The organism is Pseudomonas sp. UME65, from assembly GCF_014170225.1.
Lineage (GTDB): Bacteria > Pseudomonadota > Gammaproteobacteria > Pseudomonadales > Pseudomonadaceae > Aquipseudomonas > Aquipseudomonas protegens.
In genome coordinates, this window is record NZ_LZZQ01000017.1 from 12348 (window position 1) to 30251 (window position 17904).

At 63.3% G+C, this 17904-nt stretch carries 14 protein-coding genes; 7 read left to right on the top strand and 7 right to left on the bottom strand.

Annotation, left to right across the window (positions count from 1 at the left end; translation table 11 throughout):
* Window positions 1-202: 202 nt before the first annotated feature.
* Window positions 203-1867 (bottom strand): energy-dependent translational throttle protein EttA, encoded by a 1665-nt coding sequence (gene ettA, locus A9971_RS30395; RefSeq protein ID WP_011063569.1) that lies wholly within the window; start codon window positions 1865-1867, stop codon window positions 203-205.
* A gap of 282 nt (window positions 1868-2149) precedes the next feature.
* Here ettA and A9971_RS30400 point away from each other — a divergent pair, with 282 nt between their 5' ends.
* The 5 genes from A9971_RS30400 (at window position 2150) to A9971_RS30420 (ending at window position 10638) form a co-directional block, all read left to right on the top strand.
* Window positions 2150-5998 (top strand): EAL domain-containing protein, encoded by a 3849-nt coding sequence (locus tag A9971_RS30400; RefSeq protein WP_404944732.1) that lies wholly within the window; start codon window positions 2150-2152, stop codon window positions 5996-5998.
* Window positions 5999-6194: 196 nt separating this feature from the next.
* Window positions 6195-7448: a serine hydroxymethyltransferase gene (gene glyA / locus A9971_RS30405; protein ID WP_183001044.1), complete on the top strand. Its 1254-nt coding sequence runs from the start codon at window positions 6195-6197 to the stop codon at window positions 7446-7448.
* Window positions 7449-7800: 352 nt separating this feature from the next.
* A complete protein-coding gene (locus A9971_RS30410; RefSeq protein ID WP_015637104.1) occupies window positions 7801-9114 on the top strand; it encodes a C4-dicarboxylate transporter DctA in 1314 nt (437 codons plus the stop codon).
* A 79-nt stretch (window positions 9115-9193) separates the two neighbouring features.
* Window positions 9194-9907: a FadR/GntR family transcriptional regulator gene (locus A9971_RS30415; protein WP_041119954.1), complete on the top strand. Its 714-nt coding sequence runs from the start codon at window positions 9194-9196 to the stop codon at window positions 9905-9907.
* A gap of 35 nt (window positions 9908-9942) precedes the next feature.
* Entirely contained in the window at window positions 9943-10638 is a 696-nt protein-coding gene (locus A9971_RS30420) for a GntR family transcriptional regulator (protein ID WP_183001045.1), read from the top strand.
* Between the two features lie 6 nt (window positions 10639-10644).
* Here the strand turns inward: A9971_RS30420 and yjiA are convergent, their stop codons facing one another.
* The 3 genes from yjiA to A9971_RS30435 form a co-directional block, all read right to left on the bottom strand.
* Window positions 10645-11616: a GTPase gene (yjiA, locus tag A9971_RS30425; protein ID WP_019095101.1), complete on the bottom strand. Its 972-nt coding sequence runs from the start codon at window positions 11614-11616 to the stop codon at window positions 10645-10647.
* Between the two features lie 114 nt (window positions 11617-11730).
* A complete protein-coding gene (locus A9971_RS30430; RefSeq protein WP_007937254.1) occupies window positions 11731-11928 on the bottom strand; it encodes a YbdD/YjiX family protein in 198 nt (65 codons plus the stop codon).
* Between the two features lie 16 nt (window positions 11929-11944).
* Window positions 11945-14011, bottom strand: coding sequence for a carbon starvation CstA family protein (locus A9971_RS30435; protein ID WP_011063576.1), 2067 nt, complete (start codon window positions 14009-14011; stop codon window positions 11945-11947).
* A gap of 216 nt (window positions 14012-14227) precedes the next feature.
* Between A9971_RS30435 and A9971_RS30440 the strand changes: the two genes are divergently transcribed.
* Together A9971_RS30440 and A9971_RS30445 are read left to right on the top strand one after the other, a co-directional pair.
* The gene (locus A9971_RS30440; protein ID WP_015637107.1) at window positions 14228-14689 is read left to right on the top strand and encodes an isoprenylcysteine carboxylmethyltransferase family protein; all 462 of its coding nucleotides are present in this window, start codon (window positions 14228-14230) and stop codon (window positions 14687-14689) included.
* A gap of 54 nt (window positions 14690-14743) precedes the next feature.
* Window positions 14744-15112, top strand: coding sequence for a PilZ domain-containing protein (locus A9971_RS30445; RefSeq protein ID WP_011063578.1), 369 nt, complete (start codon window positions 14744-14746; stop codon window positions 15110-15112).
* A gap of 7 nt (window positions 15113-15119) precedes the next feature.
* Here the strand turns inward: A9971_RS30445 and A9971_RS30450 are convergent, their stop codons facing one another.
* From A9971_RS30450 to A9971_RS30460, 3 genes are read right to left on the bottom strand one after another with little or no spacing between them, the layout of a single operon-like run.
* Window positions 15120-15848 carry a hypothetical protein gene (locus A9971_RS30450; protein ID WP_019095099.1) on the bottom strand — a complete coding sequence of 243 codons (729 nt, stop codon included), beginning with the start codon at window positions 15846-15848 and terminating at the stop codon, window positions 15120-15122.
* Window positions 15849-15882: 34 nt separating this feature from the next.
* Window positions 15883-17250, bottom strand: a complete 1368-nt coding sequence (gene radA, locus A9971_RS30455) for a DNA repair protein RadA (protein ID WP_011063580.1) — start codon at window positions 17248-17250, stop codon at window positions 15883-15885.
* A 45-nt stretch (window positions 17251-17295) separates the two neighbouring features.
* A complete protein-coding gene (locus tag A9971_RS30460) occupies window positions 17296-17856 on the bottom strand; it encodes an ankyrin repeat domain-containing protein (protein WP_015637109.1) in 561 nt (186 codons plus the stop codon).
* Window positions 17857-17904 lie beyond the last annotated feature (48 nt).

Sequence of the window (17904 nt, forward strand, 5' to 3'; positions counted from 1 at the left end):
TCGCAGATATGAATTTAAATGGTGCAATAAATATAAATAGCCCGGTTCTACAGGTATTTTACGCACCGAATTGGTGACAAAAATTGACTGTTTTGCACTCACTTTGAACGTTGAGCCACGCCCCCAAATTAACCGCCGTGGTTTCTGCCAGGCATAAAAAAACGGAGCCCGAAGGCCCCGTTTTTTTCAAGCAGCTAACCGATCAGGCCAGCTTCTTGTGCCGTACCCGGTGCGGTTGCGCCGCGGCTTCGCCCAGGCGTTTCTTGCGATCGGCTTCGTACTCGGTGTAGTTGCCTTCGAAGAACACCGCTTGGGAGTCGTCTTCGTACGCCAGGATGTGAGTGGCCACCCGGTCCAGGAACCACCGATCGTGGGAGATCACAATGGCGGCGCCCGGGAAGTCCAGCAGGGCTTCTTCCAGGGAGCGCAGGGTTTCAACGTCGAGGTCGTTGGAAGGTTCGTCGAGCAGCAGGACGTTGCCACCCTCCTTCAGGGTCAGGGCCAGGTGCAGGCGGCCGCGCTCACCACCGGACAGGTCCTTGACGAACTTCTGCTGGTCGCCGCCCTTGAAGTTGAAACGGCCGACGTAGGTACGCGACGGGATCTCGTAGTTGCCGATGCGGATCTGGTCGGAGCCGTCGGAGATCTGCTGGAACACGGTCTTGCTGCCGTCCAGGTCCTCACGGCTCTGGTCCACGCAGGCAAGCTGCACGGTTTCACCGATCTCGATGCTGCCCGAATCCGGGGTTTCCTTGCCCATGAGCATGCGGAACAGGGTCGATTTACCGGCACCGTTACCGCCGATCACGCCGACAATGGCGCCCTTGGGCATGGAGAACGACAGGTTGTCGATCAGCACGCGATCGCCGTAGCCCTTGGTGACGTTCTTGAATTCGATGACCTTGTCACCCAGGCGCGGGCCGGCCGGGATGTAGATCTCGTTGGTTTCGCTGCGCTTCTGGAATTCCTGGGACTGCATTTCCTCGAAGCGTTGCAGACGAGCCTTGGATTTCGACTGGCGGGCCTTGGCGCCTTTGCGCACCCACTCCAGCTCTTCCTTCATGGCCTTTTCATGGGCCGACTGCTGCTTGGATTCCTGGGCCAGACGGTCGGACTTGGCTTCCAGCCAACCGGAGTAGTTGCCCTCGTAAGGAATGCCGGCGCCGCGGTCGAGTTCCAGAATCCAGCCGGCAACGTTGTCCAGGAAGTAACGGTCGTGCGTGATCGCAACCACGGTGCCCGGGAAGTCATGGAGGAAGTGCTCCAGCCAGGCGACGGAGTCGGCGTCCAGGTGGTTGGTGGGTTCGTCGAGCAGCAGCATGTCAGGGGCCGACAGCAGCAGGCGGCACAGGGCCACACGACGCTTCTCGCCACCGGACAGGTGCTCGACCTTGGCGTCCCAGGCCGGCAGGCGCAGGGCGTCGGCGGCCACTTCCAGCTGGCGCTCCAGGTTGTGGCCGTCGCTGGCCTGCAGGATGGCTTCCAGCTTGGCCTGCTCGGCGGCCAGCTTGTCGAAGTCGGCATCCGGCTCGGCATAGGCGGCGTAGACCTCGTCCAGGCGAGCCTGGGCATCCTTGATCACGCTGACCGCTTCCTCGACCACTTCACGCACGGTCTTGGCCGGGTCCAGCTGGGGTTCCTGGGGCAGGTAACCGATGTTCAGGTCCGGCATCGGGCGGGCTTCGCCCTCGAACTCGGTGTCGACGCCGGCCATGATCTTCAGCAGCGTGGACTTGCCCGAACCGTTGAGGCCCAGCACGCCGATCTTGGCGCCAGGGAAAAAAGACAGGGAGATGTTTTTCAGGATTTCCCGCTTCGGCGGAACAACCTTGCCCAGCCGATGCATGGTGAAGACGTATTGAGCCATGGTGAACCTAGCGTCAGTGACAGATGAATAGAACGGGCCGGGCCCGGGCCAGGCCATGCGCTGCGCCGGCATTGACCATGATCAATACCGACGGGCGGAAAAAGCCTGATTGTCTGGAGCTGGAACGCTCCCGCGTAACCGGCAAAACTACCTCAATGCACGATCCAGGTCCAGCCAGGCGGGACTGGCACTTTGCCACAACTCAAGGCATGCTAGCCGCCCTTCGGGCGTCCGGCTTATAGTGCACGTCGCGCCAGCCCAGCCAAACCGCAGGATCACAGCTTGTTCAACGTCACTTCGCCAAAGCCCGCGCGCGCCGCAGCCCCCGGGCCGGCCTATCCTATGCGTGGCACACTCAAAGGCGCACTGGCGACGCTGGTGCTGTTGCTGCTGGCCCTGTTGTTCTGGCAGTTGCTCGATCAACTGCAACAGACCCGCCAGGACCAGCGTCAGCATGCCATCGACTACAGCGCCGACCTGGCCGACCACCTGAGCCTGAACCTGGCGCTCAACGCCCAGATCGCCCTCAATCTGCTGCCCATCATCGAGGCACCGCAAGACAGCCAGCAGCAACAGCAACTGCTTCAGAAACTCCAGCGCTCGCTGCCAGACGTACGCAGCTTTGCCCTGCTGGACAGCAAGGGGCAGATCCTCAGCGACAGCGCCACCGACAGCCAGGACGCCCTGTGGCTCGCCGAGCTGGTCCAGCGCATCCGTGCCCAACGCTACTACTACAGCAACCCCGCCGATGGCTCGGTGGTGCATGTCCTGCTGCACCAGTCCAGCGGAGGGAGCCGCGGCTACTGGGTCCTGCGCCTGGCTCCGAGCTTTCTGCAGACCCTGGTGCGGCAAAGCGAAGAGGGCTTCAAGCCCACCTGGGTGATCGAGAACCGCCTCAGCCACCAGGTGATCAAGCGCGATGAGCGCAGCACTTCGACCCCAGGCATGCTGGATCCCGACGAAATGGCCAGCAGCGTACTGCTGGTGCCCCTGAGCAACAGCGACTGGCAACTGCGCGGCCTGTTCGACCAGCGGGCCGTGCTCGAGGCGCTGCTGCCGGCCTTCATTGGCAAGTGCCTGCTGGGCCTGGCCTTCTCCCTGCTGCCGGTGATCGCCCTGCTGAACATGCGCCGGCGCCAGCGCCAACTGCACGAAGGCCGGCGGCGCTATCAGGACATTTTCGAAGGCACCGGCGTGGCCTTGTGCGTCATGGATATCTCCGGGCTTCCAGGGTTGCTCGACAAGCACAACCTGCACAACAGCGACCAACTCAAGCGCTGGCAGGCCAGCGATCCTGGCCACCGCCTGCAACTGCTCAGTGAATTGCGCATCACCGAGGTCAACCAGGTTGCCCTGCGCCTGCTCAACGTCGAATCCAGCGAGCAGGCCTGGCAACTGCTGATCGAAGGCAGCCCGAAGAACGGCAACGCCATCGGCAGCCAGTTGCTCGAAGCCGTGATCAACCAGCAGAAACAGCTGGAACTGGAGATCAAGCTCAGCGACGCCCAGGGCAACGACCAGCATCTGTGGCTGGTCCTGCGCCTGCCCGAGGCCATCGCGGACTACAGCGCGGTGATCCTCAGCATCAGCGACATCACCAGCCGCAAGCTGATCGAACTTTCACTGCTGGAGCGCGAAGGTTTCTGGTCGGACGTGGTGCGCACCGTGCCCGATCACCTGTACGTACAGGATGTGATCAGCCAGCGGATGATCTTCAGCAACCACCATCTGGGCCAGACCCTGGGCTACAACAAGACCGAGCTGCACCAGATGGGCGAGTACTTCTGGGAAATCCTCCTGCATCCGGAAGACGCCGACCTGTACCACCGCCTGCGCCAGGAGCAGCGGCACTCGGCCTATGCCCAATTGCTGCAATGCCAGTTGCGTTTCCGCCACCGCAGCGGCCAGTGGCGGCGCTTCGAGATCCGCGAGCAGGCCCTGGCCCGGGACCGCTACGACCAGGTGACGCGGATCATCGGCGTGGCCAAGGACATCACCGACCAGATCGAGGCCAGCGAGTCCCTGCGTGACAGCGAGCAGCGCTACCGCATGCTCGCCGAAAGCATCAGCGACGTGATCTTCTCCACCGACAGCAAGCTTTCGCTGAACTACGTCAGCCCTTCGGTGCACGCGGTGCTCGGCTACGACGTGGAGTGGATCTTCCAGAACGGCTGGCAGTCGACCATCGCCAACCCGCAGCAGCTGAGCGGCATCTACACCCTCATGGACCGGGTCAGCAAGGCCCTGGACAAACCCGAGCAACTGGCGCAATTGCGCAGCCAGGTGCAGACCCAGCTGTTCCTGTTCGACTGCCTGCGGGCCGATGGCCGCAAGATCCCCATCGAACTGCGCCTGGTACTGGTGTGGGACGAGCATGGCGCCTTCGAGGGCGTGCTCGGGGTCGGCCGCGACATCAGCCAGCAGCGCCGAGCGGAAAAGGACCTGCGCATGGCGGCCACGGTATTCGAGCACTCGACCTCGGCGATCCTGATCACCGACCCCGCCGGCTATATCGTCCAGGCCAACGAGGCGTTCAGCCGGGTCAGCGGCTACGCGGTGTCCCAGGTGCTCGACCAGTTGCCGAACATGCTCACCGTGGACGACCAGCAGGAAGCCCACCTGCGCTATGTACTCAAGCAACTGAACCAGCACAGCACCTGGGAAGGCGAAGTCTGGCTCAAGCGCCGCAATGGCGAGCACTACCCGGCGTGGGTCGGGATCACCGCAGTGCTCGACGATGAAGGCGACCTGGCCAGCTACGTGTGCTTCTTCAGCGACATCAGCGAACGCAAGGCCAGTGAACAGCGCATCCACCGCCTGGCCTACTACGACGCCCTGACCCACCTGCCCAACCGCACTCTGTTCCAGGACCGCCTGCACACCGCCCTGCAATCGGCAGAACGACAGAAGTCCTGGGTGGTGCTGATGTTCCTCGACCTGGACCGCTTCAAGCCGATCAACGACTCCCTGGGCCATGCCGCCGGCGATCGCATGCTCAAGGAAATGGCCACGCGCCTACTGGGCTGCGTCGATGACGACGACACCGTGGCACGCATGGGCGGCGACGAATTCACCCTGCTCCTGCAGCCGCGCTCCAGCCGTGAGATGGCCCTGAACCGGGCGATCCATGTGGCCGAGCAGATTCTCGCCAGCCTGGTCAAACCCTTCGTCCTCGAAGGCCGCGAGTTCTTTGTTACCGCCAGTATCGGCATCGCTCTGAGCCCCCAGGATGGCAACGAGCTGAGCCAGTTGATGAAGAACGCCGACACCGCGATGTACCACGCCAAGGAACGCGGCAAGAACAATTTCCAGTTCTACCAGGCAGACATGAACGCCAGCGCCCTGGAGCGCCTGGAACTGGAAAGCGACCTGCGCCACGCCCTGGAGCAGGAGGAATTCGTGCTTTATTACCAACCGCAGTTCAGCGGTGACGGCAAGCGCCTGACCGGCGCCGAGGCGCTGCTGCGCTGGCGCCACCCGCGTCGCGGCCTGGTACCGCCGGGTGACTTCATTCCGGTGCTCGAAGAACTGGGGCTGGTGGTGGATGTGGGCGACTGGGTGATCAGCGAAGCCTGCCGCCAGCTCAAGTCCTGGCACCAGGCCAAGGTGCGGGTGCCGAAGGTTTCGGTGAACATCTCCGCCCGGCAGTTCTCCGACGGCCAGCTGGGCATGCGCATCGCCACCATCCTCAAGGACACCGGCCTGCCACCGGCGTGCCTGGAGCTGGAACTGACCGAAAGTATCCTGATGCGCGAAGTCAGCGAGGCGATGCAGATTCTGGATGGCCTGAAGAACCTCGGCCTGAGCATCGCGGTGGACGACTTCGGCACCGGCTACTCATCGCTGAACTACCTCAAGCAGTTCCCCATCGACGTACTGAAGATCGACCGCACCTTCGTCGACGGCCTGCCGTCCGGCGAGCAGGATGCGCAGATCGCCCGCGCCATCATCGCCATGGCCCACAGCCTGAACCTGGCGGTGATCGCCGAAGGCGTGGAAACCCACGAACAGCTGGAGTTCCTGCGCGAACATGGCTGCGACGAGGTCCAGGGCTACCTGTTCGGCCGGCCGATGCCGGCCAACCGCTTCGAGGCGCAGTTCAGCAACGACGCCCTGTTCATGTTCGACTAACATCCCCTGCTTGCGTAATTGCCGGCCTGCCGGCGAAGGCGGTCTCAGGGGCCTCTTCGCTGGCAAGCCAGCTCCTATACAAGCCCGTACCCAAGTGAAGGCCACTTGTCTGCGACATGATGTCCTTTCATATGCCATCTAAAACCCATTGGGTTAGAATGCCTCCCTTTTCTGCCCCCGATCCTTGAGGACCGCCATGTTCAGCCGTGATTTGACTATTGCCAAGTACGACGCCGATCTCTTTGCCGCCATGGAGCAAGAAGCTCAGCGCCAGGAAGAGCACATTGAGCTGATCGCTTCGGAAAACTACACCAGCCCAGCGGTGATGGAAGCTCAAGGCTCGGTACTGACCAACAAGTACGCCGAAGGCTACCCAGGCAAGCGTTACTACGGCGGCTGCGAATACGTCGACGTGGTTGAGCAGCTGGCCATCGACCGCGCCAAGGAGCTGTTCGGCGCCGACTACGCCAACGTCCAGCCACACGCCGGTTCCCAGGCCAACGCCGCGGTCTACCTGGCCCTGCTGCAAGGCGGCGACACCATCCTGGGCATGAGCCTGGCCCACGGCGGTCACCTGACCCACGGCGCCTCGGTGTCCTCCTCCGGCAAGCTGTACAACGCTATCCAGTACGGCATCGACGCCAACGGTCTGATCGACTACGACGAAGTCGAGCGCCTGGCCGTCGAGCACAAGCCGAAAATGATCGTGGCCGGTTTCTCCGCCTACTCGCAGATCCTCGACTTCCCGCGTTTCCGCGAAATCGCTGACAAAGTGGGCGCCTACCTGTTCGTCGACATGGCCCACGTGGCCGGTCTGGTCGCCGCTGGCGTCTACCCGAACCCAGTACCATTCGCCGACGTGGTCACCACCACCACCCACAAGACCCTGCGCGGTCCACGTGGCGGCCTGATCCTGGCTCGCGCCAACGCCGACATCGAGAAGAAGCTCAACTCCGCCGTATTCCCTGGCGCCCAGGGCGGCCCACTGGAGCACGTGATCGCCGCCAAGGCCATCTGCTTCAAGGAAGCACTGCAGCCTGAGTTCAAGGCTTACCAGGAACAAGTGGTGAAGAACGCCCAGGCCATGGCCGAAGTGTTCATCGAGCGCGGTTTCGACGTGGTGTCCGGTGGTACCAAGAACCACCTGTTCCTGCTGTCGCTGATCAAGCAGGACATCTCCGGCAAGGACGCTGACGCCGCTCTGGGCAAAGCCTTCATCACCGTGAACAAGAACTCCGTGCCAAACGATCCACGCTCCCCGTTCGTCACCTCCGGCCTGCGCTTCGGTACTCCGGCCGTGACCACTCGTGGCTTCAAGGAAGCCGAGTGCAAGGAACTGGCCGGCTGGATCTGCGACATCCTGGCGGACCTGAACAACGAAGCGGTGATCGACGCTGTGCGTGAGAAGGTCAAGGCCATCTGCAAGAAGCTGCCGGTATACGGCGCTTAATCAGCCCGCAGACTGCAGCAGAAAAAGCCCGGCCCAGTGCCGGGCTTTTTTGTGCCCGCAGGGCCGCGGCGACAGGCGGTGAAAGGAGCCTGCGAGGTCTTGCGAACGCAAGATGCCCGGGCGGCTGGTCCGGCCGATCGCAGCCTGCGACACCGGCTACAGTGGCCAGGGGAGGAAAAACCACTGGTCAGACCGGTAAAGCCAATCTGCACCCTCCCCCTTGTAAACCCATAAAACCCGAGCGTAGACTGCGCCTGCACTGGACATACCGGTAAGACCACAATAATTAAGTCCTCCATCCGCTGCGCATCCCCCGCGCACGGCAGACAGGACACCGACCAGGATTCCCCCCATGCTCAGATGGTGCTCGCGTTCGATTTTCCTCCAGGTTGTCCTCGGACTGATGCTCGGCATCGTGTGCGGACTCACCCTCCCCGAATACTCCTCCCAGCTCAAACCCCTAGGCGATGGTTTCATCAAGCTGATCAAGATGCTGATCGGGCTGATCGTGTTCTGCGTGGTCGTCAGCGGCATCTCCGGTGCCGGCGACCTGAAAAAGGTCGGCCGCATCGGCCTCAAGTCGGTGATCTACTTCGAGATCCTCACCACCGTGGCCCTGGTGATCGGCCTGATCATGGCCTTCAGCACCGGCATCGGCAGCGGCGCCAACATCCATCTGGAGCAACTGTCCACCGCGGACATGGGCGACATCGCCCAGCGTGGCCAGCACATGCACACCACCACTCAGTTCCTCATGGACCTGATTCCCACCTCGGTGATCGGTGCTTTCGCCGAGAACAACATCCTCCAGGTACTGCTGTTCTCGGTGCTGTTCGGCAGCGCCCTTAACCTGGTGGGTGAGGCCGCCTCGGGCATCTCCCGGCTGATCAACGAACTGAGCCATGTGATCTTCCGCATCATGGGCATGATCGTGCGTCTGGCGCCCATCGGCGTGTTCGGTGCCATCGCCTTCACCACCAGCAAGTACGGCCTGGATTCGCTGCAGCACCTGGGCAGCCTGGTGGGGCTGTTCTACCTGACCTGCTTTGCCTTCGTCGCGGTGATCCTGGGCCTGGTGATGCGTTTGTCGGGCCTGCGCATGCTGCCCTTTCTCAAGTACCTGCGCGAAGAGTTGCTGATCGTCCTCGGCACCGCTTCCTCCGACGCCGTGCTGCCGCAGATCATGCGCAAGCTGGAACACCTGGGGATCGGCAGTTCCACCGTAGGCCTGGTGATTCCCACCGGCTACTCGTTCAACCTCGACGGCTTCTCCATCTACCTGACCCTGGCCATCGTCTTCATTGCCAACGCCACCGGCACTCCGCTGTCCATGTCGGACCTTTTGACCATTCTTCTGGTGTCGCTGATCACCTCCAAGGGCGCCCACGGCATCCCCGGCTCGGCGCTGGTGATCCTGGCGGCAACCCTGACTGCAATCCCGGCGATTCCGGTGGTGGGCCTGGTGCTGGTGCTGGCGGTGGACTGGTTCATGGGCATTGGCCGCGCCTTGACCAACCTGATCGGCAACTGCGTGGCCACCGTCGCCATCGCCCGCTGGGAAAAGGACATCGACGTGCAGCGGGCCAACAAGGTGCTCAGCGGCCAGCAGGGCTACACCTTCCAGGCCCGAAAACCGGTGACCGGCGCCCACCAGCAGGAATTTTGACCCGACCTTGTGCCTGTCATCGGCAGGCACAACACTCGGCGCGGCAACAGCGCGCTATTAATCGTTCATGGAGTCAACAGTGATCAGCTCGTCAACAGTGGTGAATTCAGTGGTAGAAAAGCTCCGGGCCGCCCTGGCCCGCGGCCAGTGGCGCTCCGGCGACATGCTGCCAGGGCAACGCGAATTGGCCGAGCAACTGGGCATCAGCCGCCCCAGCCTGCGCGAAGCGGTGATCGTCCTGGAGACCCTGGGCCTGGTGCGCTCCATGCCCGGCAAAGGCGTGGTGGTGCTGGACACCCCCCTGGACGAAGCGCAGGGCAGCGACAGTGCAGTGGCCGGGGCCAGCCTCGAAGACGTGCTGCAACTGCGCTACACCCTGGAGCCCTTCATCGTCGGCCTGGTGGCGCAATCCATCAGCAGCAAGGAAGTTGGCCAGTTGCGCCTGACCCTGATGGACATGCGCGAAGCCCTTGAAGCCGGCGACAGCGAAGCCGGGGTCAACGCCTACATCGCCTTCCACGAGGAACTGTTCACCCTGACCAGCAACCCGATCTTCCAGAACGTGGTGCAACAGACCAGCAATGCCCTCAAGCAAAGTGCACAGATCCTGCGCAATTCACCGGAGCACCTGGCCGAACGCCTGGAAGAAAACGAGGCGGTGGTGCGGGCCATCCGCAACAAGAACAGCGCCCTGGCCAGCGCCGAGATGCGCCGGCACATCCTCCAGGAAGGCCAGCGCATGGGCATCGAACTGAATATCCCGGACGATCACCTGGGCAACAGCGCCCAGTAATCCCCCCGAGTCAGCAACCGGACTGGAGACAGGCCATGGTCAGCTACGCCCTGAAAAACAATCCCTTCACCCGGGTGGCCAGCCTGCCAAGGCGCCCTCGGGGCGAAAGGAAGCTGCTGGTGGATGATGTCTACCCGCAGATCTTCGACGCCATTCTCGAACAGCGCATCGCTCCCGGCAGCCGCTTCACCGAAGACAGCCTGGGGCAGGCCTTCGGCGTCAGCCGCAGCATAGTGCGCCAGGTCCTGGCGCGGCTTTCCCATCAGCAAGTGGTGATCCTGCGGCCCAATTACCGGCCCCAGGTGGCGGCGCCGGACCTGGAACAGACCCGGCAGATCCTGCATGCCCGGCGCCTGACGGAAATCACCCTGGTGCGCCTGGCCTGCCAGCAGCCCCGGTGCCAGTTGCAACCCTTGCGCGAGTTGATCGCCCAGGAGCGCGAGGCCATCGCCCGCGACCAGCGCGGGCCGGCTATCCGCCTGTCCGGGGAGTTCCACCTGCAACTGGCGGAAATCGCCGGCAACGGGCCCCTGGCACAGTTCCTCGGCAGCCTGGTGCCCCTGACCTCACTGGCCATCGCCCAGTTCGAGGGCCAGGCCCGCAACTACTGCTCCTGGCAGGAACACTCGAAGATCATCGATGCACTACAGGAGGCCGATGCCGAAAAGGCCGAAACCCTGATGAACCAGCACCTGGCGCACCTGGAGCAGCGCCTGCTGGGCGGCCTGTAGCCGCCATCAGCCCGCGAGCATCCGCTCGAACCCCTGCCGGATCTTCTCTTCCGGCAGATCGTCGGCAATGAACACCATCACGCTCTCGCGCACTTCGCCTTCGGCCCATTCGCTGTCCCAATCGAAGCCATAGAGCTTGAGCACGCCCTGGAACACCATGCGCCGGGGCTCGTCGATAACGCTCAGCACACCTTTGTAGCGCAGCAGTTGCTTGCCGTGGTCTTCCAGCAGCTCATTCATGAATTCGCTCAGGCGATCCAGGTCCAGGGCTTGCTCGGTGCGCAGCACCAGGCTGGAAATCCGGTCCACTGACGGCGCCTTGCTCACTGGCCGCAGGCTGAGGCCGCCCCCCAGGTCGGCATTGAGATTGAACCCCCGCACATCCAGCAGCTCGGCCAGGTCGATCTGGCCGTGCTCCACCAGGCGGATCGGTGCCCGGCGGTTGATCCGGGTCAGGCGCTGGCCGAGGGCTTCGAAAGTCGCCTCGTCCACCAGGTCACGCTTGCTCACCAGCAGCCGGTCGGCAAAACCGATCTGCGCCTGGGCAATGGTCTGGGTCAGGTGGAACTCGGCGTGCTTGGCGTCCACCAGGGTGATGATGCCGTCGAGGATATAGCGTTCGCGCAGTTCCTCATCGATGAAGAAGGTCTGTGCCACCGGCGCCGGATCGGCCAGCCCGGTGCACTCGATCACCAGCCGGTCAAAGGCGATCTCGCCGCTGTCCAGACGCTCCAGCAACAGGTACAGGGCCTTGGTCAGGTCGGTGTGGATAGTGCAGCAGACGCAGCCGTTGGACAGGGTCATGACCTGTACCGGCTGCTCGCCCAGCAACTGGGTGTCGATGCCGGCATCGCTGAATTCGTTCTCGATCACGGCGATCTTCAGGCCGTGCTCGGCCTTGAGCAGGTGGCGCAACAAAGTGGTCTTGCCGGCGCCAAGAAAACCGCTGAGCACGGTCACGGGAATAGGGTTGTGCAAAACAGGATCTCCCACGCATAAAAACGTAGAAGCCGGCTTGTCGGCGATGGCGTCCGAAGAACCGCTATCGCCGGCAAACCGGCTCCTACAGGGGTGTGGCTCAAACGCTGTGTTTCAACAGCACTTCGGACCGCCCTTACCGCCGTATCGCGCCTCCTGGCGTTCCCGGAAGAACGCCTCGTACGACATCACCGGCTTGTCCGGGTGCTTGGTTTGCATATGCTCGACATAGTTGTCGTAGTCGGGCATGCCGACCATCAGGCGCGCGGCCTGACCGAGGTATTTACCGAGGCGACTCAGGTCATTGAACATCGTTGCAATCCTCGAGTTACGCGTCCGGCACGGCCTGATAGGGCGATTCTTTATCCGTACGCTCCTTGCTGCCCCAGGCGGCGATGCCGACCTTGAGCGCGTAGAACAGGATGCTGAACACCACCAGCAGGAACAGGGCTGTCAGGGTCGCGTTGGTGTAGGCGTTGAAGATCACGTGCTGCATCTGCGTGATGTCCTTGGCCGGAGCGATGATCTGGCCGTTGGCCATTGCATCGCTGTATTTCTTCGCCAGCGACAGGAAGCCGATCGCCGGGTTGGCGTCGAACAGCTTGATGAAGCCTGCGGTGGTGGTGCAGATCAGCAGCCACACAGCCGGCAGCAGGGTGACCCAGATGTAGCGCTGGCGCTTCATCTTGATCAGCACCACGGTACCCAGCATCAGGGCGATACCGGCCAGCATCTGGTTGGAGATGCCGAACAGCGGCCACAGGGTGTTGATGCCGCCCAGAGGATCGATCACGCCCTGGTACAGCAGGTAGCCCCAGAGCGCCACGCAGCCTGCGGTGGCAATCAGGTTGGCGGTCCACGACTCGGTGCGTTTCAGCGCCGGAACGAAGGAGCCCAGCAGGTCCTGGAGCATGAAGCGCCCGGCACGGGTACCGGCGTCCACCGCAGTGAGGATGAACAGGGCTTCGAACAGGATCGCGAAGTGGTACCAGAAGGCCATGGTGTTCTCACCCGGCAATACATGGTGGAGGATCTGCGCGATCCCCACTGCCAGGGTCGGCGCGCCGCCGGCACGGGCCAGGATGGTGTTTTCACCGATGTCCTTGGCCACCGCCTGCAGTTGGTCCGGGCTGATCGCAAAACCCCAGCTGCTGACAGTCTGGGCTACCGCCACCACGTCGCCGCCGACGATGGCCGCCGGACTGTTCATGGCGAAGTACACGCCCGGTTCGATCACCGAGGCCGCGACCATGGCCATGATCGCCACGAAGGACTCCATGAGCATGCCGCCGTAGCCGATGTAGCGGGCGTTGGCTTCGTTATCCAGCAGCTTGGGCGTGGTGCCCGAGGAGATCAGCGCATGGAAACCGGAGACCGCGCCACAGGCGATGGTGATGAACAGGAAGGGGAACAGGCCGCCTTTCCACACCGGGCCGGTGCCGTCGGTGAACTGGGTCAGGGCCGGCATCTTCAGCTCGGGCATGGTGATCAGGATGCCGATCGCCAGAGCGATGATGGTGCCGATCTTGAGGAAGGTCGACAGGTAGTCCCGCGGTGCCAGGATCAGCCACACCGGCAGTACTGCCGCGACGAAACCGTAGCCGATCAGCATCCAGGTGATCTGCACGCCGGTGAAGGTGAACATCTTGCCCCACACCGGATCCGCCGCCACCTGGCCACCCAGCCAGATGGAGCCGAGCAACAGCAGCACGCCGATCAACGAGATCTCACCAATGCGGCCCGGGCGGATGTAGCGCATGTACACGCCCATGAACACCGCGATCGGGATGGTCGCCATCACCGTGAAGATGCCCCACGGGCTCTCGGCCAGGGCCTTGACCACGATCAGCGCCAGCACCGCGAGGATGATGATCATGATCAGGAAGCAGCCGAACAGCGCGATGGTCCCCGGGATACGGCCCATTTCCTCACGGACCATGTCGCCCAGGGAACGGCCGTTACGCCGGGTGGACAGGAACAGCACCATGAAGTCCTGCACCGCACCGGCCAGGACCACCCCGGCAATCAGCCACAGGGTGCCGGGCAGGTAGCCCATCTGCGCCGCCAGCACCGGGCCCACCAGGGGGCCTGCGCCGGCAATGGCCGCGAAGTGGTGACCGAAGAGGATGTGCTTGTTGGTCGGGACGTAGTCCAGACCATCATTGTTGACCACGGCGGGCGTGGCCCGTCCCGGGTCCAGCTGCATCACGTTGTTGGCAATGAACAGACTGTAATACCGGTACGCCACCAGATAGATGGCCACGGCGGCGACCACAATCCACAAGGCGTTGATCGCCTCGCCGCGACGCAATGCAACTACGCCAAGGGCGCAAGCTCCTACGATTGCCAGCAGCAGCCAAGGAACATGGCGCAACAGGCTATTATTATTTTTCATTTTTTTATTCCAGCCAGGAGGATAGAAAAACCGCGTTTCGAGTGTAGCGCTACTGCTCTTAAAGACCACCCCCCACGTTGGTCTAGAGCCTTCTTTTAACTTATGAGGGCGGTTTTTCTTGCTCCCGATCTGCCTGAGCGGCGCCCGCCAGGAAAAAACCGGAACCCTGGGCACTTGCCGACAGTCGCACGCTTGAGCCTTGGTGCAGGAACCTCCATGTCAACGCCACCCGAACAACCGCCATTGCCACCGCCACTCCTGTATTTACTGTGCCTGACCCTGGCGCTGTTTCTCAGCGGCTGGCTGCCCTTGCCGCTGCCGGTCAATAACGGCGTGCGCAGCCTGGCAGTGATCCTGATCGTCTTCGGGCAGGGCTTGTCGTTCTGGGCCATGTGGCGTTTCCGGCAACAGCGCACCACCTCCAGCAACTTCGACCAGCCCGACCAGTTGCTCCGCGATGGCCCCTTCGCCATCTCGCGCAACCCGATCAACCTGGGCGACACCCTGGGCTACTGCGCCATTGCCCTGCTGCTGGGCAACCTGTGGCCCTGGCTGTTGCTGCCGGGGCTGCTGTACCTGATGAACCGCACGGTAATCCGCCCGGACGAGAGACAACTGCTGGAGCTCTTTGGCCAGCCCTACCGTGACTACTGCCGCAAGGTCCGGCGCTGGTTGTAGCGACAGGCGCGAACCGGGGTCTATAGTTCAGGGCACCATGCAGAGGGCCAGCCCATGACCGAGCAACACGACGACCGCCGACGCTTCAAACGCATCGCCTTCGATGCCCGGACCGAACTCAGCCAAGGCACCCACCGCTGGCCGGTACGGCTGCTGGATCTTTCACTGAAGGGCCTGCTGATCGAGCGCCCCGATCCGTGGCTGGGCGACCCGGCGCGCCCCTTCGAGGCCGACATTCACCTGAGCTCCGACGCCGATGTGCGCATGGACGTACAACTGGCCCATGACAATAAGGGCCAACTGGGCTTCGTCTGCCTGCACATCGGCCTGGAGTCCATCGAGCACCTCAGGCGCCTGATCGAATTGAACCTGGGAGACCCCGAGGAGCTGGAGCGCGAGCTCGGGGCCTTGATCGATATCTGATGGCCTTTCAGGGAAACAGCGCGGGCTCGGGAAACTCGCTTTCCGTGTCCCAGTAACCCGCCTGCTGGCGCGTGGCGACAGTCCACTGGCCGTCGGCATAACGGAAGGTGCGATAGGTGGTAACGAACTCTTCGTTCTCCATCGATGAAGCGGACGACACCTGCTGGATGCTTTCCGTGCCGCCACCAACGGACGGTACGATCTGCCAGGCCGCCTTGCCGGTCTGGGCAAACACCAGCGGCTGCTTCTCCGCGCCCTCCCCCTGGCACAGCACCGGGTCCAACTGATTCTGTTCCGGCATCAGCACTTGGGTGGCCGGGCCGCTGTAGCTGCCCATGGGAGCGGTCTGGTCGATGGTCAGGAAAAACGCCGGGGACGGCAGGCCGTTCAGCGGTGCCTTTTCCACGGTGGCCATCGGGTAGCCCAGGGACTTCTGCGCCAGTACCTCGCCGCTATCGGACACCAGGCGCGCCTGGGCTCCCAACGGCGCGCTCGGCTGATCCCCCTCCGGCTCGGCAAAGCTGTCGGCGTCCAGGCCATTGCCCCAGCTATCGGCATGCAACTGGGGGGTGATGCGCACATCCTCCAGCACCTCCAGCACCGAACCGTCGCCCACCAGCACCTGCTGGGCAATCCGATAGCCTTCCGGCACCTCGGCCGGCTGTGCCAGGGCCAGGCCGCAATAGCCCAGCAACCCCCAACCCAACACCCGCCCCCTGAATCCGCTCATGGCCATATCACCTGCTTCCTTTCAAAAAAGACCTGCATGCTTACTCGAAAAGTGCATCCAGCGCCTGCTCCAGGCGGGTCACGGCAATGATCTTCAAGCCCGGCGGCGCCTCTTTCGGCGCGTTGCCCTTGGGCACGATAGCTCGCTTGAAGCCGTGCTTGGCCGCTTCCTTCAAGCGCTCCTGACCGCTGGGCACCGGGCGCACCTCACCCGACAGGCCGACTTCGCCAAACACCAGCAGGTCATGGGGCAACGGACGGTTGCGCAGGCTCGACATCACGGCGGCCATCAACGCCAGGTCGGAGGCGGTTTCCAGCACCTTGACCCCGCCCACCACGTTGAGGAACACATCCTGATCGTGGGTGGGGATGCCGCCATGGCGATGCAGCACCGCCAGCAGCATGGCCAGGCGGTTCTGGTCCAGGCCCAGGGTCACCCGGCGCGGGTTGGCCAGGTGGCTGTCATCCACCAGCGCCTGGACCTCCACCAGCATCGGCCGGGTGCCTTCCCAGGTGGCCATCACCACGCTGCCCGGAACCTCTTCCTGGGCACGAGTCAGGAAAATCGCCGAAGGATTGGAGACCTCCTTCAATCCGCGGTCAGTCATGCCGAATACACCCAGCTCATTCACCGCACCGAAACGGTTCTTCACCGCCCGCAGCAAGCGCAGGCGCCCGTCGGATTCGCCTTCGAAATACAGCACGGTGTCCACCATGTGCTCCAGCACCCGCGGCCCGGCCAGGGCCCCTTCCTTGGTCACGTGGCCGACGAGGAAGATCGCCGTGCCGCTCTGCTTGGCGTAGCGCACCAGCAAGGCCGCGCTCTCGCGCACCTGGGACACGCCGCCCGGGGCCGACTGCAGTTGTTCGGTGAAAATCGTCTGGATCGAGTCGATCACCATGACCTTGGGTTTTTCTACCCGGGCCGTGGCGATGATGGTTTCGATGCAGGTCTCGGTCATCACCCGCAGTTGGTCCTGGGGCAGGCCCAGGCGCCGGGCGCGCATCGCCACCTGCTGCTGGGATTCCTCACCGGTGACATACAGCGCCGGCATGCGCGTGGCGATATTGCACAGGGTCTGCAGCAGGATGGTCGACTTGCCGATCCCCGGATCACCACCGATCAGCACCACCGAACCGTCCACCAGGCCGCCGCCCAGTACCCGATCGAGTTCACCGGAAGCGGTGGAGAAACGCGGAATTTCCTCGACGCTGACTTCCGCCAGGGTCTTGATCTGCGCCTGCTGCCCGGCCCAGCCGGTGCGCCCGGCAGGTGCCGCCGCGCCGCCGCTTTCGATCATGGTCTCGGTCAGGGTGTTCCAGGCCCCGCACTCACCGCATTGCCCGGCCCATTTGGGAAAGGTGGAGCCGCACTCGGTGCAGCCGTACATGCGCTTGGCCTTGGCCATCTGAACCCCCGGCAAAAACCGCGATGATAGCTCAGCTGGCGCGGATCAGCGCGGTGCGGCGGTACGTATCTGCCCGCTGGCCAGGCGCGTGGCGCTATTGCCCAGGGGATCCTCGGCATTCAGGTCGGCGCCCTTGGCGGCCAGGGCGTCAAGCAATTCGACCCGCTTGAACAACCCGGCGTACATGGCGGCGGTCTGCCCGGCGCCATTGCGCTGGTCGGGGCTGCAATCGGCGGCCAGCAGGCGCCGGGCGATCTGCACCTCGCCCTTGAAGATCGCCCCCATCAAGGCCGTGTTGCCACGCTTGTCCTGGGCGCAGGCGTTGGCCCCAGCGGCCAGCAGGCGCTCCACCGCCGGGCCCTGGCCGTGATAGGCCGCGAGGATCAGCGCGGTGTAGCCCTTTTCATCCTGGGTATCGAGGGAATAGCCGGCCGCGATAAAGGTGTCGAGCATTTCCACATCGCCACGGCGGGCGGCATCGAAATAGTAGTTTTCCAGCTGGACCTTGACCGCCACCGGGTCGGCGGCGGCCGCTGCTTCGGCCGTAGGCTGCGCGTAGGCGGCAAACGACCAGGCCACTGACAGCAGCGCTATAAAAAGACGCATGGCGCGACTCCTCTGTCGGAAAAAGACGTCACGCCCGGGCGGGCGTGA